This is a genomic window from Posidoniimonas corsicana (genome assembly GCF_007859765.1).
GTDB lineage: Bacteria > Planctomycetota > Planctomycetia > Pirellulales > Lacipirellulaceae > Posidoniimonas > Posidoniimonas corsicana.
Genome location: NZ_SIHJ01000001.1, coordinates 14,151 through 31,767 on the forward strand (window position 1 = coordinate 14,151; position 17,617 = coordinate 31,767).

Genomic DNA, 17,617 nt, shown 5'->3' on the forward strand with positions numbered 1-17,617 from the left:
TTGGGCCGTGCAAGCGGTTGGACCACCGCGCTACCCCCAATTCACTCGAATCCAAGCTCCGTCTGCCGTCCGCCGGCGGAATACTTCTTCAGGTAGCCATCGACCTTCACCTTGCGGCGGGTGTTGTCGCAGGTCATGTAGCGGATCTTGCCGAAGATCTCGCGTTCGGGACCCCAAGGCCGGTCGTAGCGGCCGAGCACCCAGAAGATGCCGCTGTAGGAGTTGGGGTTGCGGCCGTCGATCGCGTACTTGTTGTTGAGCTCGATCATAATGTCGAGCGCCTCGCGGGGCGAAGCCGACCAGTGCAGGATCTTCTTCCCCCACAGCATCCGCAGGTAGTTGTGGATGGCGCCGTCCCGGACCAGCTGCCGCTGCGCAGCGTTCCACAGCTCGTCGTGCGTCTTGGCCTGCTCGAACTGCTCCAGCGTGTACGTGTGCTCGCGTTTGTCGTCGGCGTGCTCGGCCAGCGTCTCCTGCGCCCAATCGGGCAGTGAATCGTACTGGTCGTAGTCGTCGCGGTGGGAGCACATGTTGAGCCCTAGCTCACGCCAGGTCACCAGTTCGTCGAGGAACCCTTCGACGCTTTCATCCAGGCCCCACCACCCGTTGCGGGCGCCGTTCGCCTTGCCGGAGACCTTGCTCGGGTTCCAGCCGACCCGCTCGGAGAGCGTCTCGAACACCTCGTGAACCGACGTGTGACCAAAGTGAAGGTAGGGGGACAGGCCGCTTACGGCGTCTTCCTGGGGCTGGTTCCGGAGCTCGCCGTATTCATCGAGCTTGTTGTCGATGAAGTCGGTCAGACGCTTGCGGCCCGCGACGCTGCCGCCGACGATCGGGCCTGGTCGCACGTCGTGATCGATCGGCAGCTGCTCAAGGAACTCGCCGCCGTCCAGTGCGGAATCGAGATCGGCCGGGGACCATTTCTTTGTGATCTCTTGCGGCAGATTACTCAGCTCCGGCAGCGAGTACCCCTGCAGCGGCGAACGCTTCGGGCACTCCGCCAGGTGCGGCAGCAGCTCCTTCTGCAGGTGCCTCCGCAGATCGAACGCACGAGAGAACACCTTGTCGGCGCCGCGCATCGGGTACAGGCCGTTTGAGTCGACCAGCTCGAACTTGACGTCGATCCGCTTGTCGACCGCCTTGAACATCCGCGGCAGGAAGAAGCATGGGAAGTCGTCGCTAACCAGAACGCACGCTCGATCGGTCAGCGCCCGGATCAGCCCCTTGCCGCCTTCCTGCTCTTCCTCCAGGTAGGGGTAGTAGAGGAGCCGCTGGCCACTGAAGTCCGCCGCGTTATCTCGCATACCTTCGATGACGAATCGGTGCAGACGGTCGCTGGCCCACTGGTAGTCGCAGCGAAGCGCCTCGAGGATCACCAGCGGCTTGTCGAGCTCGGCCGCCCACTCGATCGCCCGCTGCAGGCTGAAGTTGTAGTGGGCCCGGCGGAACGCGGTCATCCAGTACAGAACGAAGTCGCCAGCCTTGTTCGCCGGGCGCTCCGTCAGCTCTCTGATCCGGGTCTGCGGTACGTCCAACGTTTGGCCTTCAAGCGTGCGGAGAGTGGGCGCCGCCCACGCCGCCGCGGGCATGGACTACTCTAGCGCTTCAACGGCCTGCCGACAACGGGCGATAGAGGTCCCGCGAAGGGATCCATCAGGTCCGACGACTGCGGCTCGCCATGGTCGACTGCGAGGCTGCTTGACACCGATTCGACCGGCGTGCCGCGATGAAGGGCGTTCGCCCGATCCAATGCAAGTAGGAGCAGCAGGCTGTCATCAGACGATTGCACCCCTCCTCCATTTGTCGCAATCGGGCGAGCTGGGGCGGATCGTTGCGGCCGGCCCGCGGGCAGCAAGGCGTGCGCCGCAACAGGCTCGGTGTGCCCCACCTCGCCTGCCTCGGCCACTTGGGCCTCGTCACCCTCATTGGTCGGCGTCGGAACGGGCGCGGGTGTTAGGTTGTCGCGCCAAATAGTGTAGTCCGCCGCGTTAACCGTTCCATCGCCGTTGCCGTCTGCCCGCAGGTCGGAGGTGGAACCGTAGGTCGCCCGCCACAGGCTGTGGTCCAGCGCGTCGACCACCGAGTCGCTATTGTAGTCGCCCGGCAGCGAGGACTCGGCGGCGCCAGGCGTCCCGCCGAGAGCGTAGCTGGCGCGCCAGTTGGCTGGATCGTCGTAGGGATCGCCCTCGGTAGCTACCGGGTCCGCCGCGTCGGCGTCGAGCGGACCGCTGTAGACCAGCGTGTAGCCGCCACCATCGGCCGCGGCGGGCCATGGATCGTCATCGCTGTATGTGAAAGCCTGCAAGACCTGGCCGAACTGGTCGGTGAGAGTCACTAGTTCGCCGCTGTTGCTGAGGTTCGCATTGGCGTAGCCGGTTGCGGCCAGGTTTACACTGGCGCCATAGCGGCTAGTGAACTCAGCTGGGTTTCGCGCGACGACGATCCGTTCGCCAGCAGTCAGACTCAAGCCGACAGGAAACGCATAGGGAGTTTCCGAGAACCCGCCGATGGCGGCGCCATCGAGGCTGATCGGCTCGCTACCCGTGTTGAGCAGCTCAATGAACTCGTGGTCTTCTGCCTCGGCCGGGTGGTAATTCAACTCCACGATCCGCAGCGGGAGCGGTTCGCCCACCGTGAACGACTCGTCGACCTCGGCGCTCCATTCGCCGCCACTGAGCACCCGCGCCCGCAGCCGCGTGCTGGCGGTCAACTCGATGGGGCCGCCGTAGGCGATCGCGCCCCGGCTCACAGCCCCGCCCGGCTGACGCGGGTCGCTGCCGTCCAGCGTGTAGTAGAGCTGCCCGCCAGAGTTGGGGTTGGCGAGCGACAGCTCAAACCCAACCGGCGCCGCGCCGCCGTACTGGTTCATGATTGGCGCCTGGGTGTTGACCAGCCAACCACGAGACTCGAACTGCGACAGCACCACCCCGGTGCGATTCGGGAAGTAGTTGTCGGCGAGGTCCAGCTGGGTCGCAAGCCAGTGCTCACGAGTGTAGGCGCCGCCGTCGCCTGGCGCCTCCTGGCCGGTGGTGTGGCTATCGCCCCAGCGGGCGCTCTCGCCGACGATAGCGCGATCGATCTCGTCAACGCGGGCCTGGTAGGTAGCGGCCGCTGCGGCGGGGGTCAGCGCGCCGCCGTTGGTCAGGTGCTCCTGCACCATGTCGGAGAACAGCAGGCGGTACTCGGGGTTCGCGATGAGCCGGCTGTGGACCTCCTCGGGGCTGCCGACGTAGTTGCCCGCCAGCGTGACGTTGTCGCCCAGCCCCTTGAGGACGTGCTCGGCGTCCCAGCTGTGGAACCGCCAGCGGCCGTCGGGCGACTCCCTGTTGAACGACGCGTACCAGTTGTGGTGGGCCCAGTCGGTGTTGCCGGCGTAGTAGTTCACCAGCATGTAGCGGATCAGGTCGGGCACGTCGACCACGGCGGCGGCCGCCTGGTAGTTGGCCGGGACCGTCATGTTCTGCCGCACGAGGCCGAGCATCGACGCATAATTGGCCGCCGCGGTGGCGTCGCCCGCGACGACGGTCGTGGCGGTGTGCTTGATGACGTCGTAGTCGTCCTTGTCACCGCCCAGGTACGCCTCGGCGAAGCTCTCGTCGGGGCGTTCGTGCATCTCGTACATACCCCAGTACAGACCGTTGATGTACAGGTGCACGAACCGGCCGTGCGGGGCGGCGCCGCCTAGCTGGTTCTGCAGGTCCGCGACAAACGCGTCCTGCACGTACTTCGCGCGGCCGCGTTGGTCGGTCGGGTTGGCGCCGCCGCCGTAGGCCCAGATGTAATTGCTGTGCGCGTCGAAGATAAGCGTGTCGAACTCGTCCGCCGCGTTGCCATCGACCAGCCCTTCGGTGAACAGGTCGGCGTCCAGGTCGGTCGGGCCGAAGGGCGCCTTGAAGGTGGCGCGGACCGAGAGCTTGTCCAGCTTCCACCGGTCCGCGCTCGTGCCGCCCTGGGTCTCGAGCGCGGCGTTGATCTGGAACTCGTCGGCCCCCGGCGCGTTGAAGAACTCCACGGACCCGGGACGCTCGACATTGGTCCCCGAAATGTAGATGCCCTCCCCTCCCCCGCCGAACCAGGCGTCCCACGGCATTACTAGGGACACCGTCGGTACGGCCTGCAGGTCATCCCGCAGCGTGCCGGTGTACTCTGGGTGGTTCACGACCTCCGGGTCCATCTCCCAATCGGGTCCCTGGTAGCCCCAGTCGGCGTGCGGGGGGAGGCCCGCGCCGTCCTGCTGCAGAACGTTATCCAGGAACAGGTAGGTCTGGGTGTCCACGTTCGTCGGCGTGAAGCCGGCCTTGAACGCGGCGGCTCGGAGCACGGTGGTGGACGCGATCCGCGGCGGCGCAGCGGGGTTGTAGATCAGGCCGCTGGTGGCGGTCGGCTCGCTCCCGTCCAGCGTGTAGCGGATCTGGGCGCCCTGGCTGTCGGTCGTGATGAGCACGTCAAAGGGTTCGTCGTAGAACCCGCGGTCGACCGAGAAAGTGGTGTCTTCGACGAACCCGAGCGTGCCCGAAGCGTTTGCCCCGCCCGGTGTAGGCGTCATCATGTACACGTCCGCCGCGCCGAGCGATCGGTTCGCCAGCAGCAGCGGGTCGATCAGAAGGTCGGAGCTGCCGTTCACGTTGAGCCCGTGGATCGCCAACACGTTGGCGCCCTCGACCACCGCGTCAAGGTAGCCGCTCACGTCGAATGTCTGGTAGTTAACCACCTGAGAGTCGCTCCGCTGGCCGGTTGCTGTGGAGTTCCAGCTAGCAGCGGCGGGGCTGTTCGTGCGGGCGATCTCCTGGCCGTTGAGGTAGGCGACGAAGCCATCGTCGTAGCGGAGCCTCAACTCCAGGTCGGCCAGCTCGCCAGTGGCCGCGACGTTGAACTCAAAGCGGGCGTAGGCCGTGTTCCGGCCGACGGGCATCAGCAAGTCAACGTCCGTGCCAATGTACGGACTGTAGTTGAGAGAGTCGGAGGGCGAGCGTTCATACCCCACGCCGGCCACGCCAGCCGTCCAAGCGGCGTCGTCGTACGCGGGCAGTGTCCACTCCAGGCCGACAACGTCGGTCGCGGCGGTCGGCACTATCACCCGCACGGGGTGGCCTTCATCCACCAGCGGCTCTTCGAGCGTCGCCACCGCTCCCCGCCCATACGAAACGTCATCCGTTTGCTCTGGGAAGGGAGAGAACGCGTCAACAACCGCGCCAAACGGGTCGACGAGCGCCAGATACTCCCCGTCGCGGTCGAGCGCGAAGTTGGCGTGCAGCTCCTGCCCCGCAACCGCACGGTCCTTGCCTGACGCAAACACCAGCAGCCGCGCGTCCGCCTGCAGGGTGATCGAGGGGAGCGTCCACTTGGCGGGCGTTGCCTCGTCGTCTGTGAGCCGCCAATTGGCGAGGTCCACGGCGTCGGGCGTGTCGTTGTGAAGCTCGATCCAGTCGGAGCGATCGCCGTCCTCGTCCTGCAACCCCGAAGTATTCGCGGCCAGGAACTCGCTGATCACCAAACCGGCTAGGGCGAGCCTCGGCTCAAGCTGCTCGCAGCGGAGTCGCCTGACGCGACGACCGCTGCTCTGATAGTCAAGTTCGTTCACTCGCAACGGGACGCCTACACTCTACGAAGAAGATGAGAAAGCCAGGCGTCACAGAGGACGCCGGACCAACCGGACAAGCACTGCACCGGCAACTGCCAGCGATCCACCTAAGATACCCTCCCCGTTCCGCAGAGTCGATTTCTCTGTCTAGGAACGCGACAACTCATCCGCCTGTCTGCGGCCGCTCTGCACTGGCGGCCTCGGACTTGACCGGCGAGCTGCAGCCATCATCTAGAGGTGTTGTCTGGTCCCACGCAAACCATTGGCCTTCGCTTGCAGAACCAACCCTCACGCCTGGCTTACCTTCAAGGTGGTCGCCATCGCCCCTCTCCAGAAGCGCCGCCTGCGGCCGCTTGTCGAACGAGCGTTCCATCGCCAGCTTGCCGATCGGCCGCCGCGCTTCGAGCAACGCATCTGGCCATGGCGGATCGGAACCGCGCGCCAGCAGCTCGCCGGCGCACACACCCCGCGCGATGAGCTTGAGCAGCTTGGGCTTCTCACGGACCTTGTGCGCGGCCGCTCAGCTTGCCGTGAAGAACCTCGAATCGGACCCGCCAGGTCCGATCGCCAGCCGGATCGGTTTCAGGCACCGCGGACAGCGGCCCTCGTAGGCGTCGCCGGCGCGGTTCGGGTAGACCCTGGCGTAGACACCGCAGCAGTCAAACTGGATCCCCAGGAACCTGCCTTTGGCGGACTGCTCAGGCGGTTTGGGGGCCTCGCTGGAGAGATCGATCTGATTGCCGTTCATCGCGCCGTTCCCCGGGGCCGAATCCGCATCTGACGGTCGCTTTTTCCCGGATTCGCCGCCGCCCGGGAAGCCCAGTCTAAGAGCTATGTTTGTTCGTATGCCCCCCGCGGCAAGGTGTGAACCTTGACCGGCCGTGGTGGGTCCGATACAACAACCGCTACGAGCAACACTATGTCCAGCCAGACCCTACAAACCCTGCTCCTACTAGAGCTAGCCCCCTCGGGGTCCTAGGGTTCGTACGCGTCGGCGCAGGCCAGAAACGAATATCGAAACCCTGAGGCCCCTGGCCTCGGGGTTTTTTTGTTGGCGCCCTAGTTTACCAAGCCGGGGCCGGACCTCCCTTCCTATCTACCGCAGCCCGAACGATGCGAAACATCACGATCTTCGACACCACCCTCCGCGATGGCGAGCAGTCCCCAGGTGCCAGTATGAACCTGGCCGAGAAGCTCGAGGTCGCCCAGGCGCTGGTCGACCTGAAGGTGGATGTCATCGAGGCCGGCTTCCCAATCGCCTCGCCGGGCGATTTCGAGGCCGTTCAAGCCGTCGCCAAGATGGTCCGCGGAGCTCAGGTCTGCGGCTTGGCCCGCTGCAACCCGAAGGACATTGATCGGGCGTGGGAGGCGCTGCAGGGCGCCGAGAACCCGCGGATCCACGTGTTCCTCGCTACCAGCGCCATCCACCGCGAGTTCAAGCTGAAGATGGGCAAGGAGGAGATCATCTCCCGCGCGGTAGAAGGAGTAACGCGGGCCAAGGGCTACTGCTCCAACATCGAGTTCTCGCCCGAGGACGCCGCCCGCACGGAAATCGACTTCCTGTGCGAGGTGGTCGAGGCGGCGATCACGGCCGGCGCCACCACGGTCAACATCCCGGACACGGTCGGCTACGCGATGCCGGCCCAGTTCGGACAGGTGATCCGCACGCTCCGCGAACGTGTGCCCAACATCGACGACGCGGTCATCAGCGTGCACTGCCACAACGACCTCGGCATGGCCGTGGCAAACAGCCTGGCGGCCGTTGAGAACGGCGCCGGCCAGGTTGAGTGCACCATCAACGGCATCGGCGAGCGGGCGGGCAACTGCTCGCTGGAAGAAATCGTCATGGCCCTCCGCACCCGCAGCGACTACTTCGACGCCAATACCCGCATCCACACGCCCCGTTTGGTGCCGATCAGCCGCCTGGTCTCGGGCATCACCGGCATGGAGGTGCAGCGCAACAAGGCGATCGTGGGGCGCAACGCGTTCGCCCACGAGTCCGGCATCCACCAAGACGGCATGCTGAAAGAGCCAACCACCTACGAGATTATGCGTCCCGAGGAGGTCGGCTTCACCAAGACCGATCTCGTGCTCGGCAAGCACAGCGGCCGCGCCGCGCTGGCCGACCGGGCGAAGGAGTTGGGCTTCCACCTGGAGGGCGATCAGCTGAACGATGTGTTCGACGCGTTCAAGAAGCTGGCCGACAAAAAGAAAGAGGTCTACGACGCCGACATCGTCGCGTTGATCGAGAAACGCACGACTTCAGGCGATGAGCTGTGGGCGCTCTCCTCGTACGAGGTAAAGATGACCAAGGACCAGGTCCCCTCGGCGACCGTCACGCTGACCCGTGGCGAAGAGACCTTCTCCGACACGTTCTTCGGCGGCGACGGGCCGCTCGACGCGCTGTTCCGGGTGGTCGAGAAGATCACCGACCAGTCCGTCACGGTGCGCGACTACGCGGTCCACAGCGTCAGCCAAGGCAAAGATGCGCAGGGCGAGTCGACCATCGAGGTTGAGCACAACGGCAAGATCTACCGCGGCCGGGGCGTCTCGACGGACACGGTCGAGGCGAGCACACTGGCGTTCGTCAACGCGATGAACCGTGTCGCGGCCGGCGGCGGGCAGGACCTGTCCGAGTACCGGCCCGGCGCCGTTTGACCCAATTCCGTTTGGCCCGCGCGGTCAGGGCGTGAGCACCACCTTCATCAGGCCCGGCTCGCGGCGGTACAACCGGTCGAACCACTCCGGTCCCCGCTCCAGCGGGCTGACGGCGCTGATAAGCGGCGCGACGTCGATCGCGCCGCTGGCCATCAGCTCGATCGACTTGGGGTACTCGCCGGCCGACGCGCACGAACCCTGCACGCGGATTTCGCGGGTCACGACCGACTGCAGCGGCAGCTCAATGTCGGGCGACAGGTTCCCCACCAGCACAACGGTGGCGCCCTTGCGGACGCAGTCGACCGCCGAGCGCACGGTCTCGGTCATGCCGACCGCTTCCAGGGCGAGGTCTGCCCCGGCGCCGCCGGTTAGTTCTCGGACTGCCGCGGCGGCGTCGGCGGTCTTGGCGTTGAACGCGTGCGTGGCGCCGAACCGCTTGGCGAGCTTCAGCCGGTCGTCGTCCACGTCGATCGCGACGACCTGGTCGCACCCCTCCGCCCGCAACGCCTGCACAATCAGCAAGCCGATCATCCCGGCCCCAACCACCACGGCGGTCTGGCCCGGTTGCGGCGGCGCCAACTCGACCGCGTGCACCGCGACGCTGACCGCCTCGATGAGCGCCGCGTGCTCAAACGGAAACGACTCGGGCAGCTTGTAGAGGATGCGAGCCGGGGCCGACACATACTCCGCGAACGCGCCGTGCCGGCGGTACTCGCCGCACGATACGCCCAGCACCTGGCGGTTGTCACACAGGTTGACCCGGCCGGACCGGCAGTAGTCGCACTCGCCGCAGTAGACCGTGGAATCAAAGGTGACCCGGTCTCCCGGGCTCACGCCGTCGACCGCAGAGCCCACCCGCTCAACTACGCCGGCCGCCTCGTGCCCCATCACCAGCGGGGGGATCCGCCGCCCGGTGCTGCCGTCGTAGCCGTGCACGTCCGAGCCGCAGATGCCGCACGCGGCGACGCGTATCAATACCGCGTCCTGCGCCAACTCCGGCTCCGGGACATCGGTCAGCTCGAGTGTTTTCTCGGCGGAGAGCAGCAGTGCCTTCATCGGGCGGGGCCTTGGGGGCTAAAAATTATCCAGCGCGGGCGGGCCTTCCAGTTGACACCACGCGGCGCCCGCCTGCAAACCGCTTGGCAGCGTCTAGCCACTCAGGGGCAGCATCACCGCCAGCACGCAGGCGGCGATCATCGCCACCAAGCCGGTCAGGGCGGTCTGCACGGTCCAGGTCCTCAGGCCCTCCGACTCGGTCAGCCCGCCCATGCGGCAGAAGATCCAGAAGCCGCTGTCGTTCATCCAGACGCCGAGCGACGACCCGCAGCCGATCGCAATCGCTAGGTAGACCGGGTTGTAGCCGATCGCTTCGCCTTCGATCATTGCACCGATCATCGCGCTGGCCGTGATCATGGCGACCGTCGACGAGCCCTGGCTCACCTTCAGCAGGCTGGTGACCCCGAAGGCCAGCCACAGCAGGGTAACCCCCGCGGCCGCCTGCCCGGCGAACGCGCTCTCGATGGCCGGGCCGATCTCGGCCGCCTTGAGCATGGCGCCGAAGGCGCCACCAGCGGCCGTGACGAGAATAATCACCCCGCCGCCCAGCAGCGACTCCTCGACCAAGCGACCGAACTCCGTCCGGCCCGGACGGCGGACCCACGCGAACACCGCCATCGAGATGGCGGCGGCCAGCAGCAGAGCCAGATTGGGGTCGCCGATCACGCGGGTCACCTCGGCCAGCCACGCCGCACCGCCGATCATCGTCAGCCGCCGGTCCGCTTCGGGGTCGGCCTCGATACTCGACAGCAGCGCCACGCCCTGCTCCAACGTGCCCGGGGTAAGCCCGTCGAGCAGTCGAGCGGCAATGGTGCCGGATGCGACTAGCACCACCGGCACGACAATCGGCGCGATGGCGGCCAGCAGTCCGGGCTCTCGCGGGCTCGCCTCGGCCCCTGCGTCTTGCGTCGTTTCCTCTAGCACCGGCGGGGACTCCAGTTTCACCACCCGGTCCATCAGGCGGGCCGTGAACAGCCCAACTACCACGGCTGGCGCACTAACAACGATGCCCATCAGCATCAGCAGACCAACGTCCACCCCCAGTTGATCGGCCACAATCAGCGGACCCGGGGTGGGGGGCACCAGCGTGTGGGCCATGACGGCGCCGGTGCCGATCGACACGAGGTAGAACAGGTAGTTGCGTCGCGTGCTCTGGTACAGAGAACGCGCGAGCGGAACCAGCAAGAAGAACACCGTGTCGAAGAACACCGGCACGGCGAGAACGAACCCGCTGGAAGCCAACGCGGCGCCGGCCCGCTTCTCACCCACGATTCCCAGCACCACACGTACGATCTTCTCGGCCGCGCCCGACGCCAAGAGGCAACTGCCGATCACGGCCGCCATCGCGATTGGTATCCCAACCTTCCCCGCCGCGGCGCCAAACGCCTCGGCCACGCGCGAGACCTTCTCAACCGGTTCACCGGGCGCGAGGAAGCTGACCACCACCGCCGCGGTGATCAGCGCGAGGAACGCGTTGAGCCGGAGCACGAGGATGCCGCCCAACACCACGGCCACGCCGATCGCGAGCACGACAATTGGATACATAAATCTCCAGCAGAGAATCAACGAGAAGACGACGCCGAGCGGCGAGTGGAAGCGGCGATTGTACCAGCAACCGGCGCCCGCTGCAGGGAAGAGCATGACGCGTCTGGAGTGCTTTTTTGCGCGATTGCCCCGCTTTCTCGGGGGCGCGGCACCCGTTACAGTGGAGCGACTTGTCCCGTCGCATCGCACTCGTCCCTATACCAACACGATCTCCATGGCCGCATTCCCTGAAATCAGCAAGATCAACTACGAGGGCCCTGAGAGCCGTAACCCGCTCGCTTTCAAGCACTACAACGCCGACGAGATGGTCGAAGGCCGCAGCATGCGGGACCACCTGCGTTTCAGCGTGGTGTACTGGCACACCTTCCGTGGAACCGGCGCCGACCCCTTCGGCGCCGGGACCATGCAGCGCCCGTGGGACGATGGGACCGACTCCGTAGAGAACGCCAAGAACCGCGTCCGCGTCGCGTTCGAGTTTATCGAGAAGCTGGGCGCGCCCTACTACGCGTTCCACGACCGCGACGTGGCCCCCGAGGGCGGGAGCCTGTCCGAGAGCCACGACAACCTGCAGGCCGTGGCCGAAGTGCTTAAGGAAGAGCAGCAGCGTTCGGGCGTCAAGCTGCTGTGGGGCACCGCCAACCTGTTCAGCCACCCCCGCTACATGCACGGCGCGGCCACGAGCTGCAACGCCGAAGTGTTCGCCATGGCCGCCGGTCAGGTGCGCAAGGCGATCGAGGTCACCCACGAGCTCGGCGGCGAGGGATATGTGTTCTGGGGGGGCCGAGAGGGCTACCAGTCGCTGTGGAACACCGACATGCGTCGCGAGCAGGCGCACCTCGCCAAGTTCCTTCACATGGCGGTCGACTACGCCAAGGAGATCGGCTTTCAGGGGCAGTTCTACATCGAGCCGAAGCCGAAGGAGCCGACCAAGCACCAGTACGACAGCGACGCCGCGGCCTGCCTCAACTTCCTGCGGGAGCACGGGCTCAAGAAGCACCTGAAGCTCAACCTCGAAACCAACCACGCCACGCTGGCTGGCCACACGATGCAGCACGAGCTGGAGGTGGCCGGCGCCGCCGATGCGCTGGGCTCGATCGACGCCAACACGGGCGACCTGCTCCTGGGATGGGACACCGACCAGTTCCCGACCGACATCTACGTCACGACGCAGTGCATGCTGGCGATCCTCAAGTACGGCGGCCTGACCACCGGCGGCGTCAATTTCGACGCCAAGGTCCGCCGCGAGAGCTTTGAGCCGATCGACCTGTTCTACGCGCACATCGGCGGGATGGACGCCTTCGCCCGCGGATTGAAGATCGCCGCCGCGATCCGGGCCGACGGGAGGCTCGACGAGATGCTCAAGTCGCGGTACGCGAGCTGGGACTCCGGGCTGGGCGCAGAGATCGAGCAAGGCCGGCATACGCTCGCCTCCCTCGAGCAGCACATGCTCGAACGGGGCGAGGCCGCGCCCAACGCCAGCGGCCGGCAAGAGCTGCTGGAGAACATCGTTAACGAGTTCATCTAAACCCCGAACTGTCTTGCTCGGCGGCAGTTTCGCGTGGGAAGCTGCCGCCCCGCGCCGAGTCCGCCCGATAGCCCCTGAACCTGCCGGTCGGGGTCGGGCCGGGGCTGGTTTGCTTGCCACCAGCCGCAGTCCTGGTAGATTGAACGCTAAGGCGTCGAAATCCTACCGGGGAATCCGCTATGTCGGTAAGGCTGCTGGTGGTTGACGATCATCCCGTCGTACGCGCCGGGGTTAGGAGCCTGCTGGACGGTTCCGGCGTTGAGGTCGCTGGCGAGGCCGAGTCCGCCGAGCAGGCCCTGGCGGCCATCCCGGACGCCGCCCCCAACGTTGTCCTGACCGCGGTGCGGCTGGGCGGCGTCGACGGCATCGAGCTGATCTCTCGCCTGCGGGCGAACGGCCACGCGGCGCCCGTGCTCTGCTTCAGCGGCCACGACAACCCGACCTACGTCGCCCGTGCTATGTCTGCCGGCGCTGTCGGGTACCTGCTCAAGTCGGCGTCCCGCGAGGAACTCCTCCAGTCGATACAGACGGCAGCTTCTGGGGATGAATGCTGGACCGCCCAGGAGCGCAAACGCCACAAAGGCCCCATCCCCACCGAGCTGCTCAGGCAAAACCTTGAGGTTACGCTCACCAAGCGCGAGTCGGAGGTGCTCAAGCAGCTCGCCTTCGGGCTGACGAACAAGGAAATCGCCAACACGCTCGGGCTCCGCTACGACACCGTTAAGGAGCATGTGCAGCACGTGCTCCGCAAGCTGGCCGTGAACGACCGGACCCAGGCGGCGGTGTGGGCGGTCCGCAAGGGGCTGGTCTGAGGCACGACGCTCCCTGCGGCACACCTCCGCAGCGGGGGCCGCGGACGTTAGAATCGAGGCCCTCCGATCGAGCCCGGCCCGCCTAGCCCCCGCCCATGACCAGCTTTGGATTCCCAACGCGGCCGTCGTTGTTCAGCCGCACGCTGCGAGAGTGCCGCCAGTTGTACGTGAACTCTGGCGAGGTTGTCTCGCGCAAGCACCCCGGTTTGGTTGAGAACCCGGCCAACTACCCGCGGCTGATGGACGACCTGCACCGCGGGCTGGTGCTGAAGGTGTACCTCACCGTCTGCGAAGCCGACCAGAAGTGGAGCCAGCAGGAGCGGCTGCTGGCCGAGGTGCTTTGCCACCACCTGTGGGGCCAGTGGATCGAGGGGGACCAGCTGCGGGACGCCATGAAGAAGGCGTCCTCGGAGTCGGCCAAGCTGGCCTGGTCAACGCTTGTGCGGCCCTTTCGTGAGCTGCCGCCACTCGCGGAGAAGAGCGCCGAGCTCGAGACCATGGTCACCCGGCTGGCGAACCTCGTCGCCCGCTGCGACGGCAGCCTCTGCCCGGCCGAGCAGGCCGCGCTCCGGCAGATCGAGAATGAGCTGCGTGGCGTGCTGCCCCTGGATTCGGCATCGGCGCCCCCGCCGGAAACCAGTCCCGAGCCCCGCCAGCCAGACGCATCGCTCTACCAGGAGCTTGAGACGCCGCCCACCGGCCGGCCGACCCAGAGGTCGCAACCCGCCCGAGAAGATCGCCCCCGCCCTACGCCGCAGGCAACCGTCGAGGAAGCGCTCGCGGAGCTAGACAGGCTGATTGGGCTCAACGCCATCAAGCACGAGGTGCGGTCGCTGACCAACTTCCTCAAGCTGCAGGGCCGCCGCGAAGAGGCCGGGCTGCCGGCCACCGAGATCAGCCTCCACATGGTGTTCACCGGGAACCCGGGCACGGGCAAAACCACGGTGGCACGGATTGTGGGCAAGATCTTCAGCGCACTGGGCATCTTGGAGAAGGGCCACCTGATCGAAACCGACCGGTCGGGGCTGGTGGCCGAGTACGCCGGGCAGACCGGCCCCAAGACCAACTCCAAGATCGACGAGGCGCTGGGCGGGATGCTGTTCATCGACGAGGCCTACAGCCTGGTCGCCGGCGGCGGGGAAGACCCCTACGGCCGCGAGGCCGCGCAGGCGCTGCTGAAACGCGCCGAGGACGACCGGAAGGATCTGGTGGTTATCCTGGCGGGCTACCCGGACGAGATGGACGATCTGCTGCTGAGCAATCCGGGGCTCTCGTCACGGTTTAGCCGCCGCTTGGGCTTTGTGGACTACACCCCCTACGAGCTGGCCCGGATTTTCGGCTTGATGTGCGCGAAGAACCACTACGAGCTGACCCCGGCGGCGCGGCTGAAGGTGATGGTGGGCCTCAAACACCTGTACGACGCCCGCGACCGGAACTTCGGCAACGGCCGTGAGTCGCGCAACCTGTTCGAGCACGCGGTGCGCAGGATGGCGAACCGGCTGGCCGAGGAATCGACGATCAGCCAGGAGCAGCTGGTTACGCTGCAGGACGCCGATATTGAGTTCAGCAGCATCCCGGCCGCGGCCTTCTCGGACCTTGATGAATCCGCCCTGCAGATCGGCATCACGTGCGAGCCGTGCGGGCTGACCAAGCGGATCCCGCTCGACTTCCTCGGCAAGCGGGTCAGGTGTCCGCAGTGCAGCGCGGCGTTTGTCGCGGAGTGGGGCGAGCTGACGCCCATAGACGCCAGCGACCGCCGCGCGTCGCCCTAGGCTGCGCAACCGTCACAACCGCGACCCTGCTATGCGGGGGCGCCGCCCGGCAGACGGTGCTAGTCTTCTCTTGACCGAAGGGGGTTGTGTACAAACCATTCCGCACGCGGCGCCGTAGGACCACGCGACGCCAGGCGTCGTGCCACGCTCGTTCCGGTTGCAGCCACCATCCCCGTCACCCTCTGCGCACCGCTGATGACAACCGCCACACGAATCTCCGCCTGCGTTCTCGCGCTGACCTTCGCTGCACCGCTAGCATGCTACGCCGCGGATACGCCGGCCGGCGTCGACCACCCGCTGCAGCCACTGCTCAGGCTGGCGGAAGAGAGCCTGGCCAAACTCAAGAACGAGGTGCGCGACTACACCTGCACCATGGTGATGCGCGAGCGTCGCAACGGCAAGCTTAAGCCGTACCAGTTCATCGAGGCCAAGGTCCGGCACCCGGACGCCGAGGCCCAGACGCCGTTCAGCGTCTACCTGGACTTCAAGAAGCCGGCGAATGTCGCCGGCCGCGAGGTGCTCTACCTGGCCGGGCGGAACTCGGGCAAGATGCTGGTCCGCCGCGGCGGGCGGCGGCTGGCGTACGTCACGACCTACCTCGACCCCGACAGCGCGATCGCGCTGGAAGAGAACCGCTACCCGGTGACCGAGATGGGCTTCCTCAACCTGATCGAGCGGCTGGTGGAAGTGATGCGAGAGGACATGCAGCACGACGAGTGCACCGTGCAGTTCTACAAGAACGCCAAGGTCGGCGACTCCGTCTGCACGCGGGTGGTGGTGGAGCACCCCCAGCAGCGGGACTACTTCCGCTACCACCGCGCGATGGTGTTTATCGACGAGGAGCGGAAGCTCCCGCTCGCGTACGGCTCCTACCTGTGGCCGGAGAAGGCCGGCGGCGAGCCGGTGCTGGTCGAGGAGTACATGTACACCAACGTGAAGCTGAACGTCGGGCTCACCGACGAGGACTTCGACCGCGAGAACCCGGACTACCAGTTCCTGGACCGCGACTCGGCGGTCGCCCGCCAGCAGTAGCGACCGGCGCGACTCGGCAGATTCCACCAAGAGCCCCGCCCGCGATCCACGCGGCGCGGGGCTTTTTTTGTTTTTGGTGGCGGGCGGGCGGCCTGCACGTTGATTCGCTCTAGGTAAAGCCACTCGGCCGCAAGGCGCTGCGGCCTACAGCCGGGGAACGACCTCCTCCCCCACAGCAGGCGTTACAGAACCCTTTAGCTGGGCCCCGCGAGCGGTCGCCCGACCGCCGGCCCCCACCTCAGGAGCGACTCATGCGATACTGCCCCACCCGCCTGCTCTCCCAGATCAAGCACACCGCGTACGCCGCCGGCGCAGCGCTCGCGATCGCGTCGACCGCGTCGGCGACCGTGCCCTACGGCTCGCTCGCCGGCGGGCTGCCCGGCGTAGGCCCAGGACTGGCCCCGCCGTCGATCGTGCCGGGCAAGGAGTACAGCCACAACCTCGACCACACGATCACCGCGGTCGGGACCGCTCCGTTCTTCGAGCAGGTAGTCGCTTGGGACGGGTCAGGAGGGGTCGCCAACGGTGTGAACTTTGTCGGTGAACGCGCCAGCTACCTGACGCGGAGCGAAGTCGACGCCATCGCCAACCGGGGCGACTACCTGTTCAACCAGCTCAAGTCGGAGCGGGCCCACCTGGTTTGGTCCTTCGACGACACCTACCACAGCATCCTGCCCGGTGGCGGCGTCGCCCCCGGCGTCCTGCCGCCAACCGGTCCGGTCTCACTGGCGAACGGAAACACCGTGGGCGGCGCCGCGGAGCTCAACTACGAACTCGGCCTGTGGGGAGGCGCCAACGCCCCCGAGACCCAGGGCGTGTGGGCCAAGGCGGCCGAGATCAACGCGATGCCGACCGCCGGCGAGTTTGTTGACATCGACGGCGTCGAGTTGTGGGGCCCTGAGCCCGCCTTCACGGCGGACTCCGATAAGTACTCGCTCGACATCGACATGCTGACCACCGGCGCCGGCCCCGGCGGCGGCGCGGTGTCGGTCTGGAACGGCGGCTCCGGCACACCGTACGCCTCACACGCCACGATCGCGGCCGCGGTGGTTTCGCTGCTCGGCCCGGTCAGCGGCTACCTGCCATCGGTGAATGGCGCCATCGACGGCATCGACGCGATCAACCTGGACGCCCTGATGGTCCGTGAAGTCGCCGGTGAGATGGACGACTTCGGCCGCGACCCGACCGGCGGCGGCAACCACGACGAGATCATCTTCAGCATCCGGCAGATCCTCGACCCGTCCAGCTCCACCGGCTACTACGCCACGGGCAGCGAGCTGTTCGTGCTGGACGGCGCCGGCTCGGTCAGCTTCCTGAAGCACGGCGGGCACGCCTGGGACAAGGCCTACGCCCTGACCACCTTCGGGACGCAGACCCCCAACGGCCGCTTTGTGCTGGACGTGAACGCCATCGAGGCGGTCGGCCAGAGCGTCGTGCCCGAGCCTGCCGCCGCGGCCCTCGGCTTCGCTACGCTCGCCACGGCGGGCGCCGTGCGTCGGCGTCGCCGCGAGGTCTGAGCCCACCAACTGACTCCGGCGTCCTCGTAGGACGCCCTTCGTGCCGAGAGGGCCGGTCGCCTGCGACCGGCCCTCTTTCGTTTTGCTTCCTTCGCTAGCGGCCCCTGGCGGTAGCGCAC

Annotated in this window: 11 protein-coding genes; 6 read left to right on the plus strand and 5 right to left on the minus strand. The window is 66.7% G+C overall.

What is annotated here, in order from left to right; genetic code table 11:
• Positions 1-41: 41 nt before the first annotated feature.
• From KOR34_RS00055 to KOR34_RS00065, 3 genes are all read right to left on the minus strand, one after another.
• Positions 42-1,535 (minus strand): deoxyribodipyrimidine photolyase, encoded by a 1,494-nt coding sequence (locus tag KOR34_RS00055; protein WP_146561055.1) that lies wholly within the window; start codon positions 1,533-1,535, stop codon positions 42-44.
• Between the two features lie 62 nt (positions 1,536-1,597).
• Positions 1,598-5,581 (minus strand): lamin tail domain-containing protein, encoded by a 3,984-nt coding sequence (locus KOR34_RS00060; RefSeq protein ID WP_197531001.1) that lies wholly within the window; start codon positions 5,579-5,581, stop codon positions 1,598-1,600.
• A gap of 520 nt (positions 5,582-6,101) precedes the next feature.
• Positions 6,102-6,329: a hypothetical protein gene (locus KOR34_RS00065; protein ID WP_146561058.1), complete on the minus strand. Its 228-nt coding sequence runs from the start codon at positions 6,327-6,329 to the stop codon at positions 6,102-6,104.
• 365 nt (positions 6,330-6,694) lie between these two features.
• On the opposite strand from KOR34_RS00065, the gene KOR34_RS00070 reads away from it, so the two are divergent.
• Positions 6,695-8,239 (plus strand): 2-isopropylmalate synthase, encoded by a 1,545-nt coding sequence (locus KOR34_RS00070; protein WP_146561060.1) that lies wholly within the window; start codon positions 6,695-6,697, stop codon positions 8,237-8,239.
• A 24-nt stretch (positions 8,240-8,263) separates the two neighbouring features.
• Here the strand turns inward: KOR34_RS00070 and KOR34_RS00075 are convergent, their stop codons facing one another.
• A complete protein-coding gene (locus tag KOR34_RS00075; RefSeq protein ID WP_146561062.1) occupies positions 8,264-9,295 on the minus strand; it encodes a galactitol-1-phosphate 5-dehydrogenase in 1,032 nt (343 codons plus the stop codon).
• Between the two features lie 93 nt (positions 9,296-9,388).
• The gene (locus tag KOR34_RS00080; protein WP_146561064.1) at positions 9,389-10,936 is read right to left on the minus strand and encodes a GntP family permease; all 1,548 of its coding nucleotides are present in this window, start codon (positions 10,934-10,936) and stop codon (positions 9,389-9,391) included.
• 118 nt (positions 10,937-11,054) lie between these two features.
• Between KOR34_RS00080 and xylA the strand changes: the two genes are divergently transcribed.
• The 5 genes from xylA (at position 11,055) to KOR34_RS00105 (ending at position 17,498) form a co-directional block, all read left to right on the plus strand.
• Positions 11,055-12,365: a xylose isomerase gene (gene xylA, locus KOR34_RS00085; RefSeq protein ID WP_146561066.1), complete on the plus strand. Its 1,311-nt coding sequence runs from the start codon at positions 11,055-11,057 to the stop codon at positions 12,363-12,365.
• Positions 12,366-12,544: 179 nt separating this feature from the next.
• Positions 12,545-13,177: a response regulator gene (locus KOR34_RS00090; RefSeq protein ID WP_146561068.1), complete on the plus strand. Its 633-nt coding sequence runs from the start codon at positions 12,545-12,547 to the stop codon at positions 13,175-13,177.
• A 95-nt stretch (positions 13,178-13,272) separates the two neighbouring features.
• Positions 13,273-14,949, plus strand: coding sequence for an AAA family ATPase (locus KOR34_RS00095; RefSeq protein WP_146561070.1), 1,677 nt, complete (start codon positions 13,273-13,275; stop codon positions 14,947-14,949).
• Positions 14,950-15,144: 195 nt separating this feature from the next.
• Positions 15,145-15,981, plus strand: coding sequence for a DUF1571 domain-containing protein (locus KOR34_RS00100; RefSeq protein ID WP_146561072.1), 837 nt, complete (start codon positions 15,145-15,147; stop codon positions 15,979-15,981).
• Positions 15,982-16,232: 251 nt separating this feature from the next.
• Positions 16,233-17,498 carry a hypothetical protein gene (locus KOR34_RS00105; RefSeq protein WP_146561073.1) on the plus strand — a complete coding sequence of 422 codons (1,266 nt, stop codon included), beginning with the start codon at positions 16,233-16,235 and terminating at the stop codon, positions 17,496-17,498.
• Positions 17,499-17,617: the final 119 nt, after the last annotated feature.